Raw genomic sequence first — 14976 nt, forward strand, 5'->3', positions numbered from 1 at the left:
CACGGGGGGCCACACGCCCGGACACAGCGTGGTCGACCTGGTATCGGGCGGCGAACGACTGACCTTTGCCGGCGACGCGATGTTCCCCGTCGCCTTCGATCACCCCGACTGGCATAACGGTTTCGAACACGACCCCGAGAAATCGGCCCGGGTCCGCATCGGCCTGTTCAACGAACTGGCGCAAAGCGGCGGCCTGCTGGTGGCGGCTCACTTGCCGTTCCCCTCCGTCGGCCGCGTGGCGGTCGACGGCGACGCCTTTCGTTGGGTGCCTGTGATCTGGGACTACTGAAGAGAGCATGCTCATGAAAAAGCTACTAGGAAAAAATGCCGTCATCACCGGCGGCAACAGCGGCATCGGCTTCGCGGCGGCGCAGGCCTTTGCCGCCGAAGGCGCCCGCGTCGCGATCCTCGGACGGCGGCGGCAGGCCGTCGACGAGGCGGTGGCCCAACTCGGACCCTCCGCTTTCGGCGTCGTCGGCGATATCGGGGATCTATCGACGCACGACCGCATGATGGCCGAACTCGGCGAGCGTTTCGGCGCCATCGACATCTACATGGCCAACGCCGGCATGAACAACATCGAGCCGTCGGCGGCCGTCGGCATCGACAGCTATGACACCCAATTCGGCACCAACGCGCGCGCCGTCTTCTTCGGCGTCACAAAGGCCCTGCCACGGATGCGCGACGGCGGCTCCATCATCCTCACAAGCTCCATCGCCACGGCGAAGGTGCTGGAGAATCATGCGGTCTACGCCGGATCCAAGGCGGCCATTGAAGCCTTTGCGCGGGCCTGGGCGCTGGAGTTCAAAGCCAGAAAGATCCGCGTCAACGTGTTGAGCCCCGGCCCGACCGACACGCCCATTCTTGAAAAGCTGGGCGTCGCGGAATCGGACCGGGCAGCCTTCGAACAGGGCATGGCGTCGGCCATTCCGCTTGGGCGGCTGGCGCATCCGGACGAACTGGCCAGCGCGGCATTGTTCCTGGCATCGGACGACAGCCGTTTCATCACGGGCATCGTCCTGCGGGTGGATGGCGGCATGGCATTGACCTGAAAGGCGGCGACTGTCCCCTAAGCGACATGGACGATCCCGCGTACGCCGACGGAGCGGAGTTGTAGTCTGACACCGTTATTCTTCCGCTGGGTCCCGGTCATCTGGGATTACTGACCGGGTCCACCGCTTAATGGCAGCGCTCTGCCGGCAAGCCGTCGCTAATCGTGAGGGCATTGGGCTCGGCAACGGGGTCGAATCGCGGTCGGCGGCATCCGCCGCCTTGCCGCATTCTGCCAGGCGGCCTGTCCGGTAGCGCCGGCCTTTGCCAGCCGCGCCAGGCGTAAGTGGCTGACCGGCCTCGGGCGCATATTCGACACCATCAAATATAATAAATAGTTATTTATTTGACCTTCTTACCCGCCATTGGTACATATAGACGCGCAACTGCACTTGGTTCCTGACTATTCTCACTGGAGGATTTTTATGAGCAAGCGAATTGTTGTCGTAGGCGGTGGGGTTGGCGGCACCATGCTGGCCAACCAACTGGTCTCCAAGCTATACCCCGAAGTGTCGCGAGGCGAAGTCAGCGTCACGTTGTTGTCGGACTCCCCTGACCATTACTACAAGCCCGCCTTCATGTATGTGGCCTTCAATCTTTTCTTCCAGGAAGAGTTGAAGCGCCCGGAGCGTTCCCTGCTGCGCCCCGAGATCCATTTCCACGTCGATAAAGTCACGCGGTTTGAGTTCAACAGCCAGGAATTGCTGACGCAACAGGGCAAGCGCTACGGCTATGACTACCTGGTGATCGCCACGGGCTGCATCCCCGCGCCCGAGCGCATAGAAGGCCTGAAAGAAGCCGGCGACCATTTCTACCAGTACGCGCCGGCGCGCCAGTTGGCCAGCCGGCTGTCCAAGATCGACAAAGGCCGGATCTTCGTCAGCGTCACCTTCCCGAAGACGCCGAACGTCCCCCACCAATGCGGCATCGCGCCGATTGAAACCACCCTGATGCTGGACGACTACTTGCGCCGTCGCGGCGTGCGCGACAAAGTCGAAATCGTCTACACCTACCCCACCACATCGCAACTCTTGCGCAACTGCCTGTTCTTGCAGCAGCCCACTTGCGAGGTGCTGCCCGCCATCTTCGAGCAACGAGGCATCAAGTTCCAGCGCGGCTTCACGCTGGCGCGCGTGGACCCGGAGGCACGCGTCGCGTATTCGGCGGAAGGCGGCGAGCAGCCGTTCGACATCCTGATGGCGACGCCGCCGATACGCGCCGTCGACGCCGTGCTGGAGTCGGGCATGTCCCAGGCAGAGGACAACGAGGGCTGGCTGCCGACAGACCACGAGACGATGCAGGTCTACGGGTTGCAGAATGTCTACGTCATCGGCGATACGGTGGACCTTCCGGTCAGCAAAGCAGGCGGCTCGTGCCACAACCAGGCGCCCGTCATCGCCAACAACATCGCGGGCGAAATCCGCCTGGGCCACCCTTGTAGCGCCTACGAAGGCCGTGTGCAGGCCGTTGCCCAGATGGGTCTGAACGCGGGCATGCCCCTCTGGTACGACTACACCCATGACGTGCAGCCCACCCCTCCCACCAAACTGGGCGGGCTGCTTCGGCATGGATTCAACCGGGGGCTGTACTGGGCGGTCGCAAGGGGAATGCTATGAACATGAATACCCATGATGAAACGCTGCAGGCGCTGGCCGGCAAGCTGCGTCCGCTTGTCGACAACCAACGACTGGACAACATCGTCGACCTGATCTCGCTGACTTCCGACCTGGTGGACCTGCTGGATCAGCCGATGGTGGAAAAGCTTGGGTTGCTGTCCGAGCAAGCGGCGGGCGCCGCATGGACGGCCGCCAACAGCGTGCGCGCCGCCCATGCGCAAACGCTGGCAGAAACGCATCCCCCCAGCCTGATGGGTTTGCTGGCGCTGCTGCGTGACGAGGACACGCGACGGGGGGTGGCGCTGGTGCTGCGCTCGCTGCAAAGCGTGGGGCGGCAGATGGGCGCGCAACGGGCCGATTACGCCAACTCCTGACGCAGCGCACGACTGACAAAAAAAACCCGGCATTGCTGCCGGGCTTTTTCATGCTGCCACCGCTTACTGCAACGTTCGGGTAAAGACGAATTCGCCATCCCGCCAATCCACCGGCACCACGTCGCGGGGGCCGAACTTGCCCTCCAGGATCAGGCGCGCCACCGGGTTTTCGATCTGCTGCTGGATCGCACGCTTCAACGGGCGCGCGCCAAACACGGGATCGAACCCGGAACGGGCCAGTTCCGCCAACGCCGGCTCGGTGACTTCCAGCCGCATTTCCTGCTTCTCCAGGCGTGCGCCAAGACGGCGCAGCTGGATGCGGGCGATGGACTCGATGTGCTGAGCCTCCAGACCGTGGAACACGACCACTTCGTCAATGCGGTTCAGGAACTCGGGCCGCAGGATCTGCTTGAGCTCGCCCCACACCACTTCCTTGACCACGTCGTACGGCTGGCCAGCCAGGCTCTGGATGTGATGCGAACCCAGGTTCGACGTCATCACGATCACCGTGTTGCGGAAGTCCACCGTGCGGCCCTGGCCATCGGTCAGGCGCCCGTCGTCCAGCACTTGCAGCAGCACGTTGAACACGTCCGGATGGGCCTTCTCGACTTCATCCAGCAGGATCACGCTGTACGGCTTGCGGCGCACGGCTTCGGTCAGGTAGCCGCCCTCTTCGTAGCCCACGTATCCGGGCGGGGCGCCGATCAGCCGCGCCACCGAGTGCTTCTCCATGAATTCGCTCATGTCGATGCGGATCAGGTGCTCTTCGGAGTCGAACATGAATTCGGCCAACGCACGCGTCAACTCGGTCTTGCCCACCCCGGTCGGGCCCAGGAACAGGAACGAACCGTACGGCCGCGCCGGGTCTGCCAGGCCGGCACGCGAACGCCGGATGGCGTCGGAGACCAGTCGCACGGCTTCGTCCTGGCCCACCACGCGCTTGTGCAGGAATTCCTCCATGTGCAGCAGCTTCTCGCGTTCTCCCTGCATCATCTTGGACACCGGGATGCCCGTTGCCCGCGACACGACCTCGGCGATTTCCTCGGCGCCAACGCGGGTGCGCAGCAGGCGCGGGCGCGTTTCGTCGCCCTCGGCATTTTCAGCGGCCTGCGCGGCGCCGACTTCGGCGGCCTTCAGGCGCGATTCCAGGTCCGGCAGCTTGCCGTATTGCAGTTCGGCCAATTTGTCGAACTGACCCTTGCGCTGCAGTTCAGCCATTTCGGCGCGCACGCTGTCGATCTCTTCCTTGATGGCCTGTGTGCCTTGCACCGCGGCCTTCTCGGCCTTCCAGATTTCCTCGAAGTCGTTGTATTCGCGTTGCAGCTTTTCCAGTTCGTCTTCGATGACGCCCAGGCGGCGCTTGGACGCGTCGTCGGTTTCCTTCTTGACGGCTTCGCGTTCGATCTTCAGCTGGATGATGCGGCGGTCCAGCTTGTCCATCACTTCCGGCTTGGAGTCGATTTCCATCCGGATACGCGCGCCAGCCTCGTCGATCAGGTCGATGGCCTTGTCGGGCAGGAAGCGGTCGGTGATGTAGCGGTGCGACAGCTCGGCCGCGGCCACGATGGCCGGGTCGGTGATCTCGACGCCGTGGTGGATCTCATAGCGTTCCTGCAGGCCGCGCAGGATGGCGATGGTGGATTCCACATCGGGCTCGTCGACCAGCACCTTCTGGAAGCGCCGCTCCAGCGCCGCGTCCTTTTCGATGTACTTGCGATATTCGTCCAGCGTGGTGGCGCCAATGCAATGCAGCTCGCCGCGCGCAAGCGCCGGCTTGAGCATGTTGCCCGCGTCCATCGCGCCTTCGGCCTTGCCCGCGCCGACCATGGTGTGCAGCTCGTCGATGAAGACGATGTTGCTGCCGTCGTCCTGGCCCAGCTCTTTCAGCACGGCCTTCAGGCGTTCTTCGAATTCGCCGCGGAACTTGGCGCCCGCCAACAGCGCGGCCAGATCCAGCGACAGCACCCGCTTGCCGCGCAGGCTCTCGGGCACTTCGTCGTTGACGATGCGCTGCGCCAGGCCTTCGACGATGGCGGTCTTGCCCACACCGGGCTCGCCGATCAGGACGGGATTGTTCTTCGTGCGACGCTGCAGGATCTGGATGGTGCGGCGGATCTCGTCATCGCGGCCGATCACCGGATCAAGCTTGCCCTGACGGGCGCGCTCGGTCAGGTCCATGGTGTACTTGGACAGGGCTTCGCGGTTGGATTCGCCTTCGGCGCCGGACACGTTTTCGCCGCCGCGCACGGCGTCGACCGCGGCCTCAAGGGCCTTTTTCTGCAAGCCGGCTTCACGCAGGATGCGGCCTGCCTCGCCCTTGTCGTCGGCCAGCGCCAACAGGAACAGTTCGCTGGCGATGTAGGTGTCGCCACGGCGGGCGGCTTCCTTGTCGGTGCGGGTCAGTACGGCGTTCAGGTCGCGGCCGACCTGTACGTTGTCGTCGCCCTGCACTTGTGGCAGCGACTTCATCGCGCTTTCCAATGCAGACTGCACGCGGTTGACCGCTACCCCGGCGCGCGCCAGCAGGCTTCCTGCGCCACTGTCCGCGTCGGACAGCAAGGCGGAGAGCACGTGGACGGGCTCGATATAGGGATGGTCGTTACGGGCGGCCAGACTTTGAGCGTCGGCCAGGGCTTGCTGGAACTTGGTGGTGAGTTTGTCGAATCGCATAATGGTCGTTTGGCTTGTTGGAGAGCCTGACCGATACGTGCCGGCTGGCTCGATATCCTGAATATGCGGCCGGATGAGAGAATTTCAACACCATCCGGGCACTTGTTTTGCTACGCCGTGCAGCACAATCCGACCTATGAGCATATACGTTTTTGTCTACGGCACCCTACGCGCCGGCGAAATCAATGATCTGGCGCAAGCCGCCGCCAAAAGAGGCCTTTCCGCCCCCCGGCCGGTGGGCCCGGCGACCGTGCCCGGCATGCTGGTGGACTTCGGCGATTGGCCGGGGCTGATCCCCGTGACGGACGGACGCCGCGTGCGCGGCGAGGTCTACGAGGTACCGCCGGCGTTCATCGCGCTGATGGACGAAATCGAGGAATACGTGCCCGGCCAGCCTTGCTGCTTTGTGCGCCGCGAAATCGTCGCGCGCCTGGATTCCACGCCGCAAGACCCCCTGGAAATCCTCTGCCAGTACTACCCCATCGACCCGGCGTGGCGTGGCGCCGCCGCCGATATCGACGGCGAAGACTGGATCGCGCACCGGCGCGGGCGGGCGAACGGTGCAACCCCGTAAGACGGCCGTAGTAACAACAGACTACAATAGGCGTTGTCTTCACGCTTTACACCCGTTTCGCCCCCTTTGGCTGGCGACGGGCACTATAGAGGTCATCGTATGCAAAAACGGGTTCCCGTCGCCCCTGATGGCGCCCACTGTTCCACATGCATGTTGGGACACGTGTGCGTGCCCGTGGGAATGGCCGCCGCCGAAGTGGAAAAACTGGATGAGCTGGTGAAAGAGCGTGTTCGCCTGGAAAAGGGCAAGACGCTGTATTCGCTGGATCACCCGCTTGATGCCGTCTATAGCGTGCGCTTCGGCAGCATCAAGACCCAGCTGGAAGACGCAACCGGCCAGATCCAGGTCACCGGCTTTCATTTGCCCGGCGAAATCGTCGGCATGGACGGGATGCTGGACGGCAAGCACGTGTCGGCCGCCGTTGCGCTGGAAGACTCGGAAGTCTGTGTCATCCGCCTAGCCGATGTCGACCGCGTGGCCGCTCACCTGCCGTCGCTGCAGCAGCAGTTCCGGCGCCTGATGAGCCGCGAGATCACGCGTTCGCACCAGATGCTGGCGTCGCTGGGGTCCATGCGTTCCGAACAGCGTCTGGCAGCCTTCCTGCTGAACCTGTCGCAACGGTATGCGTCGCTGGGTTATTCGTCGACCGAGTTCGTGCTGCGCATGAGCCGCGAGGAAATCGGCAATTACCTTGGCTTGACGCTGGAAACGGTCAGCCGTCTGTTTTCGCGTTTCGCGCGCGAAGGCCTGATCAAGATCAACCAGCGCGAAGTCCGCATCCTGGATCTGCCCGCCCTCAAGCAACTGCTGGGCCTCGAGATCTGCTGACGCCCCGCCGCGCCATGCGCCGCGCCTTTGCTCCTGTCGCGCCCGATCAACCGCCGCCCGCCCGCGTGCGCCGGTTTTCCGGACGCCGCCTGGGCGCCGCCCTGGCGTTGGCCGGCGCGTTTGCGCCTTGCGTCCTGCACGCCCAGACGCCGCTGCCCGACCCCTACGATTACGACGAAACCGTTCCCGCGCCCAAACGTGCCACGCCGTTGCACTGGCAGACCGTGGAACTGGGCAAGCCAGGGCATCGGTACAAGATGCCAATCTATGCTAACCGCAACCTGGCCCGGGACGACCTGCGCGATATCAAGCAGGTGTTGATCATGATCCATGGCGTGAAGCGCGACGCCGACCGCTATTACGACACCGCTACCGGCCTGTTGACGCAGAACCCGGACCGGGCGCGCGACACGCTGGTCCTGGCGCCGCGCTTTCCCGGATCCATCGATTCGGGCTTCGGCGGCATGGCCGCATGGCGCAAAGCCACCTGGGAAGAAGGCGAAGAAAGCATCCAGGCCGCTGGACGGCCCGCCCCGGTCACCTCGTTTCAGGTGCTGGACGACCTGTTGCGCAGCCTGGACGACCGCAAGCGCCTGCCGGCCCTGGCCACCATCGTGCTGGCCGGGCATTCCGCAGGCGGGCAGCTGGTGCAGCGCTATGCCGTGCTGAACAACACCGACGGCCCGTTGCGCCGCGACGGACTGGCGCTGCGCTACGTAATCGCGAACCCCTCGTCCTACCTGTACCTGACCAACGAGCGCCCCCGCCCCGACGGCAAAGGCTATGCGCCCTACGAGCGCGGCATCTGCCCCACCTACAACCAGTACAAGTACGGCACGGACAAGCTGCCGCCCTACGCACGCGAAACCGACGATACGCGGCTTTTCATCCGCTATGCCGCCCGCGACGTGACCTACCTGCTGGGCGGGGCCGACAACAACCCCGAACACCGCCTGCTGGACAAGACCTGCGGCGCCGAAGCCCAAGGCGCCACGCGGTTGGCTCGCGGCACGGCCTATGTGCAGTACGAGTACCAACTGGCAGCCCGCGGCGCCAAGCCCGTGCCGCTGCACCGCAACAGCTTCGAGGTCGGCGGCGTGGGCCACGACAACAAGGGCATGTTCGGCTCCGTGTGCGGCGCCCGAGCCTTGTTGGGCAGCGACGCCCAGGCGGGCGACCGAGCCGCCGCCTGCGACATCATCAAGCCGCGCGGCAAGTAGCCGCCCCCGCGGCACCCGGCAAGACGCCGGCGCCCCGCCGATCCTGACAAATTCCTGAATACAAATCGTTTGCAAGTACGTGCATTTCTGCGCGGGCAAGCGCAAGATACCGCGATGCGTGTTCCATTTCGCGGCTGGCCTTGCGATCTTGACGGGCGAGGACGAGGCGCGGTCGCGTGTCCGGCGACTCCCGACAAGCTCACCCAGAGAACAGTCATGACGCAAACGTATCTGGCCATGCCCGACGCCAAAGGCCGCATCAAGGCGATCTTCGTCGGCTCCATGGGCAACCTGGTCGAGTGGTACGACTTCTACGCCTATACCGCCTTCGCCCTGTATTTCGCCCCCGCCTTCTTCCCCTCGCACGACCCCGTGGTGCAGCAGTTGAATGCCGCTACCTTGTTCGCGGCCGGCTTCATCGTGCGCCCGCTGGGCGGCTGGCTGTTCGGCCACATCGCCGACCGCCACGGGCGGCGGATATCGCTGATGGTGTCGGTGGTAATGATGTGCGTGGGGTCGCTGATCATCGCCGTGACGCCCACCTACGCGACCATCGGCTTCGCCGCGCCTGCGTTGCTGGCCCTGGCCCGCGTGATCGAAGGCCTGAGCCTGGGTGGCGAATACGGCGCCAGCGCCACGTACCTGACCGAGATCTCGGACCCCGAACACCGCGGCTTCTATTCCAGCTTCCAGTACGTCACCCTGATCGGCGGCCAGCTCTGCGCGATCCTGGTCCTGCTGCTGTTGCAGAACGTGTTCCTGACCCACGAACAGCTGGTGGAATGGGGCTGGCGCATCCCGTTCGTGATCGGCGCCTTGCTGGCGATCGTTACCGCGCTGATGCGTCGCGACATGCCCGAGACCGATTCGTACAAGGAAGCCCAGAAGACAAAGCCGAAGACCAGTTCGCTGCGCGGCCTGATGAAGTATCCGCGCGAAGTGGCCATCGTGGTCGGGCTGACGGCCGGCGGCACCGCGGCCTTCTACACCTTCACCACCTACATGCAGACGTTCGTGCGGCAGACCTCGGGCTTCTCGGACATCACCACCACCTACATCATCGCGGCCTCGCTGATATTCGCGCTGATCCTGCAACCGCTGTATGGCGCGCTATCGGACAAGATCGGGCGCAAGCCGCTGCTGATTTTCTTCGGCGTGGCGGGCGCGGCGTTGACGGTGCCGATCCTGATGACCCTGTCGCACACCCGGTCGCCCTTCATCGCGTTCCTGCTGATCTGCGGCGCATGGGTGTTCACGGCGGGCTATACGTCGATCAACGCCGTGGTGAAGGCCGAGCTGTTTCCCACCAATATTCGCGCGACCGGCGTGGCCGTGCCGTATGCGGTCACCGTATCGATCTTCGGGGGTACGGCGCCCGCCATCGCCCTGTTCTTCAAGCAGCAAGGGCACGAAGAGTGGTTCTACTACTACCTGGCGGGCGTGATCTTCCTGTCGCTGCTGGTATACGCCAGCATGCGCGACACCAAGCATCAGTCGGCCATGCACCGGCACGATTGACCTAGGGAAATTCCCGACGCTGCCGGCTTGACGCCGGCAGTTTTTCGGATCGATACTTAACCTTATGGTTAACTTAAATGACGACACCCTGGACAGCCTATTTTCCGCCTTGGCCGATGGCACCCGGCGGCGGGTGCTGGCCGACCTGGAACAGGGCACGGCGTCGGTCAGCGAACTGGCCCGCCCCCACGCCATGTCGCTTCCGGCGTTCATGAAGCATCTGCGCGTGCTGGAAGACGCCGGGTTGATCGCCCGCGCCAAGGACGGCCGCGTCGTCAGCTGCACGCTATCGCCCGAACCCATGCGCGCGGCGTCCGACTGGCTGGCGCGCTACGAGAAATTCTGGAACGGCCAACTGGATTCGCTGGCCCGGTACCTGTACCACGACGAGGAGATCCACCCATGCCCACCGCCCCCATCGAACTCCGCCTTACCCGGCGATTCGCCGCCCCCGTCGACCGCGTCTGGCGCGCCTGGACAGACCCGCAAGCGCTGATGCGCTGGTTCGGCCCCGCCGGCACGCGACAAGTGCTGGTGGCTGACACCGATGTGCGCGTGGGCGGCGGCTACCAGGTGGGCTTCGTCACGGAAGACGGCCAGTCGCATTACGCCAGCGGCGAGTACCGCGAGGTGCAACCGCAGCGCCGGCTGGTCTTCACCTGGGCCTGGCGCGACACCCCGGAAGAAGGGTCGCTGATCACCCTTGAATTCGCCCCCTCGCAGGGCGGCACCGAACTGGCCTTCCTGCAAACTCCGTTTGTCGACCAGGCAACCCGCGACAGCCACGAGAACGGCTGGGCAGGCGCGATGGACCGGCTGGCGGACCATCTGGCAAGCGAGGCGTGAACCGCCCGTTTGCCCGCCCGGGCCCCGCCGGCCCGCCATGCAAAGGAGTCGCACCATGCAAACCCCACATCCTGTCGTTTCCCGTCCGCAATGGGACGCTGCCCGTCAGGCCTTGCTAGACCGTGAAAAAGCCATGACGCGGGCCCAGGACGCCCTGGCTCGCGACCGGCTAGACCTGCCATGGGTGCGGGTGGACAAGCCCTACCAATTCCAAAGCGCCCGCGGCCCCCTCGGCCTGGCTGACTTGTTCGCCGGCAAACGCCAATTGATCCTCTATCACTTCATGTACGGTCCGGACTGGGACGAGGGCTGCGTAGGCTGTTCGTTCCTGGCCGACCACCTGGACAGCGCCCTGACGCACTTGCGCCATCACGACGTATCGGTGGTGGCGGTGTCGCGCGCGCCGCTGGCCAAGCTGGACGCCTTCAAACGGCGCATGGGCTGGCGCTTCGATTGGTTCTCGTCCGAGGGCTGCGACTTCAACTTCGACCTCCATGCGTCGGTGCCGCAGGCCGATGGCAGCGTGGAAGAGCGCTCGGGCGCCAGCGCATTTTTCCACGACCCCGACGGCGAGATCTTCCACACCTATTCGGCCTTCGAACGAGGCGTGGAACGCTTGGTCGGCGCGTACAACTATCTGGATTTCGCCCCGCTGGGCCGCAATGAAACCGGCCCGCACTTCAACCTGGGCGACTGGGTCCGCCACCATGACCGGTATGACGACGCACCCAAGGCGTGCCACGCCTGCGCCTGACGGCGCGCGCGCCATGGCCGCGCTGTGGCTCGCCTGCCTGGGAGCCATGGCGGTGGGTCTGTGGATCGACACCCGGCTGACGCCTGCGGCGCTGCTGGCCAGCGAATGCGGCGCGCCAGGCGGGCTGCTGGACATGGCATGGCGGCACGGCGCGCTGATGCCCGCGAGTAGCGCCGCGATGGCCGTGGCCGCGCTGGCGCCATGGCCGGCGGGACGCACTTCCGCCCCGCCGCTTGTTCAACGCCTGCTCTGCGCATTCGCGATGGCGATCGGGATGGTGCTGGGCGCGCGGCTGGGCGTGATGGCGGCACTTGCACTGGGTGCGCCGCCATTTGGCGGCATGGCGCTGGGCATGGCGGCCGGCATGGCCGTTGCGCTACTGCCGGTTTTTGCGTTTAGCGCCGCGCGCCGGTAAGGGGCCGGGCCACAGCCGGGGTGGCGGGCACGGCGTCGATCACCGCCGCCAGGGGCGCCTGGATCTCCAGGGCCGACGTGGCGTGCGCCACGCAAGGCAGGATCCAGCCTTCTTCCTTTTCGTCGCGCGACAGGCCGGGCCATTCGATGCCATAGGCCACCGAGCCTTCAAGCATCAGGCACATGCAGGCACGGCATGTGCCGTTGCGGCACGAACTGGGCAGCTTGATGCCGGCTGCCTGCGCTGCCAGCAAGATGGGGGTGCCTGCGTCGGCGTCGAAACGCAGTCCGGCGGGCTGGACCAGGACCGGGAATGCAGGCATGTCAGCCGGCGTTGTCCTGCCAGTCCAGCTGCCATGCGCCGGACAGCACGTTTTGCATCCACAGCACGCAGGTCAGCGTCTTGGCGTCGGTGACTTCACCTTTGCTGCAGGCCGCCAGCAATTCGGCCGGATCCGCGCTGATCACGTCCAGGAACTCGTCCTGATCCAGTTGGCGCGGCCCCGGGCGCAAACCGCGCGCGAAGAAGATGTGGATGATCTCGGTGGAATAGGCGATAGCCAAATGCAAGGCGCCCGCATGCGCCCACTGGTCGGCGGTATAGCCCGTTTCTTCCAGCAGTTCGCGCTTGCCGCAGACCAGGGGATCTTCGCCCGGGTCCAGCTTGCCGGCCGGAAATTCGGTCATGACGCGCCCGATCGGATAGCGGAACTGGCGTTCAAGCAAGACGCGGCCGTCGTCCAGCAAGGGAATCACCACCACCGCGCCGGGATGCACGACGTATTCGCGCGTAGCCGTATTGCCGTTGGGCAAGCTGACGGTGTCTCGGCGAATCTTCAGGAAGCTGCCTTCATAGGGCGCTTCGCTGGTCACCAGTGTTTCAACAAGATGGGTATCGGTCGGGCGGGTCATGAGCGCGCGTAGGAGTCTGGGGGTCTTGGAACAGGCGGGCGCCGCAGCGCCTTCGGCAAGCAATGCAGCTTACCATCGCCGCCCGGGCGGCTGGCGTCACGCCCCGCCGTCCCCCCGATCAGTCGAACTTGCGGCGGGCGTCCAGCGCCAGGCCAGCGCCAATGCTGCCGAACAGGTCGCCTTCGACGCTACGCGCGCCCGGCACCAGCGCCGACACGGTTTCGCGCAGGCGCGGCACGCGGCTGGAACCGCCGGTGAAAAACACCGTATCCACATCGGCCGTGCTTACGCCGGCGTCGCGCAATAGCGCGCCAACCGTCGTTTCGACCTTTTCAATCAAACGTCCCACGCAGGCGTCGAACGACGGGCGCGTTACGTCCACCCCCAGTTCGGGCGCGATGCGCGAGAGGTCGATGCGGGCCCACGGCGCTTCGGACAGCGCGATCTTGGCCTCTTCCACCTGTACCGCCACCCAGTGGCCCGCGCGTTGCTTGACCAGGTTCAACAGCAGGTCGATCTTATCGCGGTCGCCGGCTTCGGCGCGAATGTAGGCGAAATGTTCCGCTGCCTTGCGCGTATAGGCCTGGTTGATGGTGTGCCAGCAGGCCAGGTTGCCGTACTGCGTGGAAGGCACGTCCTTGCCGCTGCGCAACTGGCTGCCCAATCCCAGTAGGGGCATGACGTGTGCCAGGCTCAGTTGCTTGTCGAAATCCACGCCGCCAATATGCACGCCGCCATATGCCAGGATGTCGTCGCGGCGGTCGACCTTGCCGGCGCGGTCGGGACCCAGCCGGATCAGCGAGAAGTCGGATGTGCCGCCGCCGATGTCGATGACCAGCACCAGCTCTTCGCGGTCGATCTGCGATTCGTAGTCGAATGCGGCGGCCAGCGGCTCGAACTGGAACTCTATGTCGGTGAACCCGACGCTGCGCGCGATTTCGCCCAAGGTGTCCTGGGCGGTCTGGTCGGCCGCAGCGTTATCGTCCACGAAGAAGACGGGCCGCCCCAGCACGGCACGCGTGAAGTCACGGCCCGCGGCCGTTTCGGCGCGACGCTTCAATTCGGCGATGAAACGCGTCAGCAGCACGCGGAACGGGATGGAACGCCCCTGCACTTCCGTCGACCCATCGATCAGCGAACTGCCCAACAGGCTTTTCATCGAACGCATCAAGCGCCCGTCGTAGCCCGCCAGGTAGTCGGAAATGGCGGCGCGGCCATAGCTGACCTCGGCGTCTTCGTCATGGAAAAAAATGGCCGACGGCAAGGTGGTCTTGCCGTCTTCCAGGGCGAGGAGCGCGCGTTGGTCGGGGCGGCTCCAGCCTACGGTGGAGTTGGACGTACCGAAGTCGACGCCGCATGCAGAGGAAATCATGGAGAATTCTGGGGCTTATAGCAAAACGGCGGACAAGTGTACTCGCTTCGCGGCCAGTAGGCTGCTGTCGTCCCTGCCTGCCCTTTCCCCACGCGACGCCCTTACTGCTGCCGGCGCTGTTCCAGTTCTTTCAGGCATTGCGCCACGCCGGCCTGCATCTGCGCGTTCGACACCGCGGCGCGGTCCGAGACCTCGCGGCAACGGACATACTGGGCCTGGCTTTCCGGCGAATCCCGGATAACCGCGGGCGCATCGCCCGGCGCCGGCGTGACCGTCATGCGCAACGTGGAAGGCGGCGACTGGCTGCCGTCCTTGGACGGCAAGCTGGGATATTGGTATTCCCGCGTGGCCTGCACGGCGTCCTGCGCCTGCGCGGCGCCGGCCGCGCACAACGCGGCGAACAGGAAGGCGGAAAGGGTGTGTTTTTTCATGGAGGCCTCTCTTCGATAAGCAATCGCCCTGGCCTGCAACGACGGCGGCACGCCCCGGGCGAATCGCCTTATCGTAGCGTCCCCCGCCAGCGGGGGACGTGCCAAGACGCTACAACGGCAAGCAGAGTTGTTTCCCGCCGTTTCGTGCGCCGGCGCTATGCCTTGGGCGCGGCGGGCCGGGATTTGCGCAGCGGCGCCAGCAACGACGACAGGCCGTTGTGGTCCAGTTCATGCATCAAGGCCAGCAAGCGCCCCAGTTCGCCGGGGGGAAACCCCTCGCGCGCGAACCAGGCCAGGTACGGCCCGGGCAGATCGGCGATCAAACGCCCCTTGTACTTGCCGAAGGGCATCTCACGGGTGACCAGAAGTTGGAGGAGTTCAGGATCCATCGTTTGGA

Annotated in this window: 17 protein-coding genes and 1 pseudogene; 12 read left to right on the plus strand and 6 right to left on the minus strand. The window is 65.0% G+C overall.

Annotated features, from left to right (window positions below):
* From ACE039_RS00395 to ACE039_RS00410, 4 genes and pseudogenes are all read left to right on the plus strand, one after another.
* Positions 1-289 (plus strand): annotated as a pseudogene (locus tag ACE039_RS00395) (MBL fold metallo-hydrolase); the annotation flags it as partial.
* A gap of 13 nt (positions 290-302) precedes the next feature.
* Positions 303-1052 carry an SDR family NAD(P)-dependent oxidoreductase gene (locus ACE039_RS00400; RefSeq protein ID WP_485821341.1) on the plus strand — a complete coding sequence of 250 codons (750 nt, stop codon included), beginning with the start codon at positions 303-305 and terminating at the stop codon, positions 1050-1052.
* A 423-nt stretch (positions 1053-1475) separates the two neighbouring features.
* On the plus strand, positions 1476-2666 hold the full coding sequence (locus tag ACE039_RS00405) for an NAD(P)/FAD-dependent oxidoreductase (RefSeq protein ID WP_485821342.1): 1191 nt from the start codon (positions 1476-1478) through the stop codon (positions 2664-2666).
* Entirely contained in the window at positions 2663-3040 is a 378-nt protein-coding gene (locus tag ACE039_RS00410; protein WP_485821343.1) for a DUF1641 domain-containing protein, read from the plus strand. Before ACE039_RS00405 ends, ACE039_RS00410 begins: the two co-directional genes overlap by 4 nt.
* Positions 3041-3103: 63 nt before the next feature.
* Here ACE039_RS00410 and clpB read toward each other — a convergent pair whose 3' ends face one another.
* Entirely contained in the window at positions 3104-5710 is a 2607-nt protein-coding gene (clpB, locus tag ACE039_RS00415; protein WP_485821344.1) for an ATP-dependent chaperone ClpB, read from the minus strand.
* 136 nt (positions 5711-5846) lie between these two features.
* Here clpB and ACE039_RS00420 point away from each other — a divergent pair, with 136 nt between their 5' ends.
* The 8 genes from ACE039_RS00420 (at position 5847) to ACE039_RS00455 (ending at position 11865) form a co-directional block, all read left to right on the plus strand.
* Positions 5847-6284: a gamma-glutamylcyclotransferase family protein gene (locus ACE039_RS00420; protein ID WP_485821345.1), complete on the plus strand. Its 438-nt coding sequence runs from the start codon at positions 5847-5849 to the stop codon at positions 6282-6284.
* A gap of 99 nt (positions 6285-6383) precedes the next feature.
* Complete coding sequence (locus tag ACE039_RS00425; protein ID WP_416029612.1) at positions 6384-7112, plus strand: helix-turn-helix domain-containing protein; 729 nt, start codon at positions 6384-6386, stop codon at positions 7110-7112.
* Positions 7113-7126: 14 nt separating this feature from the next.
* Complete coding sequence (locus tag ACE039_RS00430; protein WP_448711210.1) at positions 7127-8332, plus strand: hypothetical protein; 1206 nt, start codon at positions 7127-7129, stop codon at positions 8330-8332.
* Between the two features lie 216 nt (positions 8333-8548).
* On the plus strand, positions 8549-9850 hold the full coding sequence (locus ACE039_RS00435) for an MFS transporter (RefSeq protein WP_485821346.1): 1302 nt from the start codon (positions 8549-8551) through the stop codon (positions 9848-9850).
* A 64-nt stretch (positions 9851-9914) separates the two neighbouring features.
* Positions 9915-10346, plus strand: coding sequence for an ArsR/SmtB family transcription factor (locus tag ACE039_RS00440; RefSeq protein WP_448711212.1), 432 nt, complete (start codon positions 9915-9917; stop codon positions 10344-10346).
* Positions 10253-10696: an SRPBCC family protein gene (locus ACE039_RS00445; protein ID WP_448711214.1), complete on the plus strand. Its 444-nt coding sequence runs from the start codon at positions 10253-10255 to the stop codon at positions 10694-10696. The genes ACE039_RS00440 and ACE039_RS00445 overlap by 94 nt, the downstream gene beginning before the upstream one ends.
* Positions 10697-10751: 55 nt before the next feature.
* Positions 10752-11450, plus strand: coding sequence for a DUF899 domain-containing protein (locus ACE039_RS00450; protein WP_485821347.1), 699 nt, complete (start codon positions 10752-10754; stop codon positions 11448-11450).
* A gap of 13 nt (positions 11451-11463) precedes the next feature.
* Positions 11464-11865, plus strand: a complete 402-nt coding sequence (locus ACE039_RS00455) for a hypothetical protein (RefSeq protein ID WP_485811226.1) — start codon at positions 11464-11466, stop codon at positions 11863-11865.
* On the opposite strand, the gene ACE039_RS00460 is transcribed toward ACE039_RS00455, so the two are convergent.
* The 5 genes from ACE039_RS00460 to ACE039_RS00480 form a co-directional block, all read right to left on the minus strand.
* Positions 11846-12187: a 2Fe-2S iron-sulfur cluster-binding protein gene (locus ACE039_RS00460; RefSeq protein ID WP_485821348.1), complete on the minus strand. Its 342-nt coding sequence runs from the start codon at positions 12185-12187 to the stop codon at positions 11846-11848. The genes ACE039_RS00455 and ACE039_RS00460 overlap by 20 nt on opposite strands.
* Before the next feature lies 1 nt (position 12188).
* Positions 12189-12776 (minus strand): NUDIX domain-containing protein, encoded by a 588-nt coding sequence (locus ACE039_RS00465; RefSeq protein WP_310029814.1) that lies wholly within the window; start codon positions 12774-12776, stop codon positions 12189-12191.
* A gap of 118 nt (positions 12777-12894) precedes the next feature.
* Positions 12895-14148, minus strand: a complete 1254-nt coding sequence (locus tag ACE039_RS00470) for an Hsp70 family protein (protein ID WP_485821349.1) — start codon at positions 14146-14148, stop codon at positions 12895-12897.
* 101 nt (positions 14149-14249) lie between these two features.
* Positions 14250-14579 (minus strand): hypothetical protein, encoded by a 330-nt coding sequence (locus ACE039_RS00475; protein ID WP_105556432.1) that lies wholly within the window; start codon positions 14577-14579, stop codon positions 14250-14252.
* Positions 14580-14734: 155 nt separating this feature from the next.
* Positions 14735-14968 (minus strand): DUF3820 family protein, encoded by a 234-nt coding sequence (locus ACE039_RS00480; RefSeq protein ID WP_105556433.1) that lies wholly within the window; start codon positions 14966-14968, stop codon positions 14735-14737.
* Positions 14969-14976 lie beyond the last annotated feature (8 nt).

This window comes from Achromobacter maghribensis, assembly GCF_057334215.1.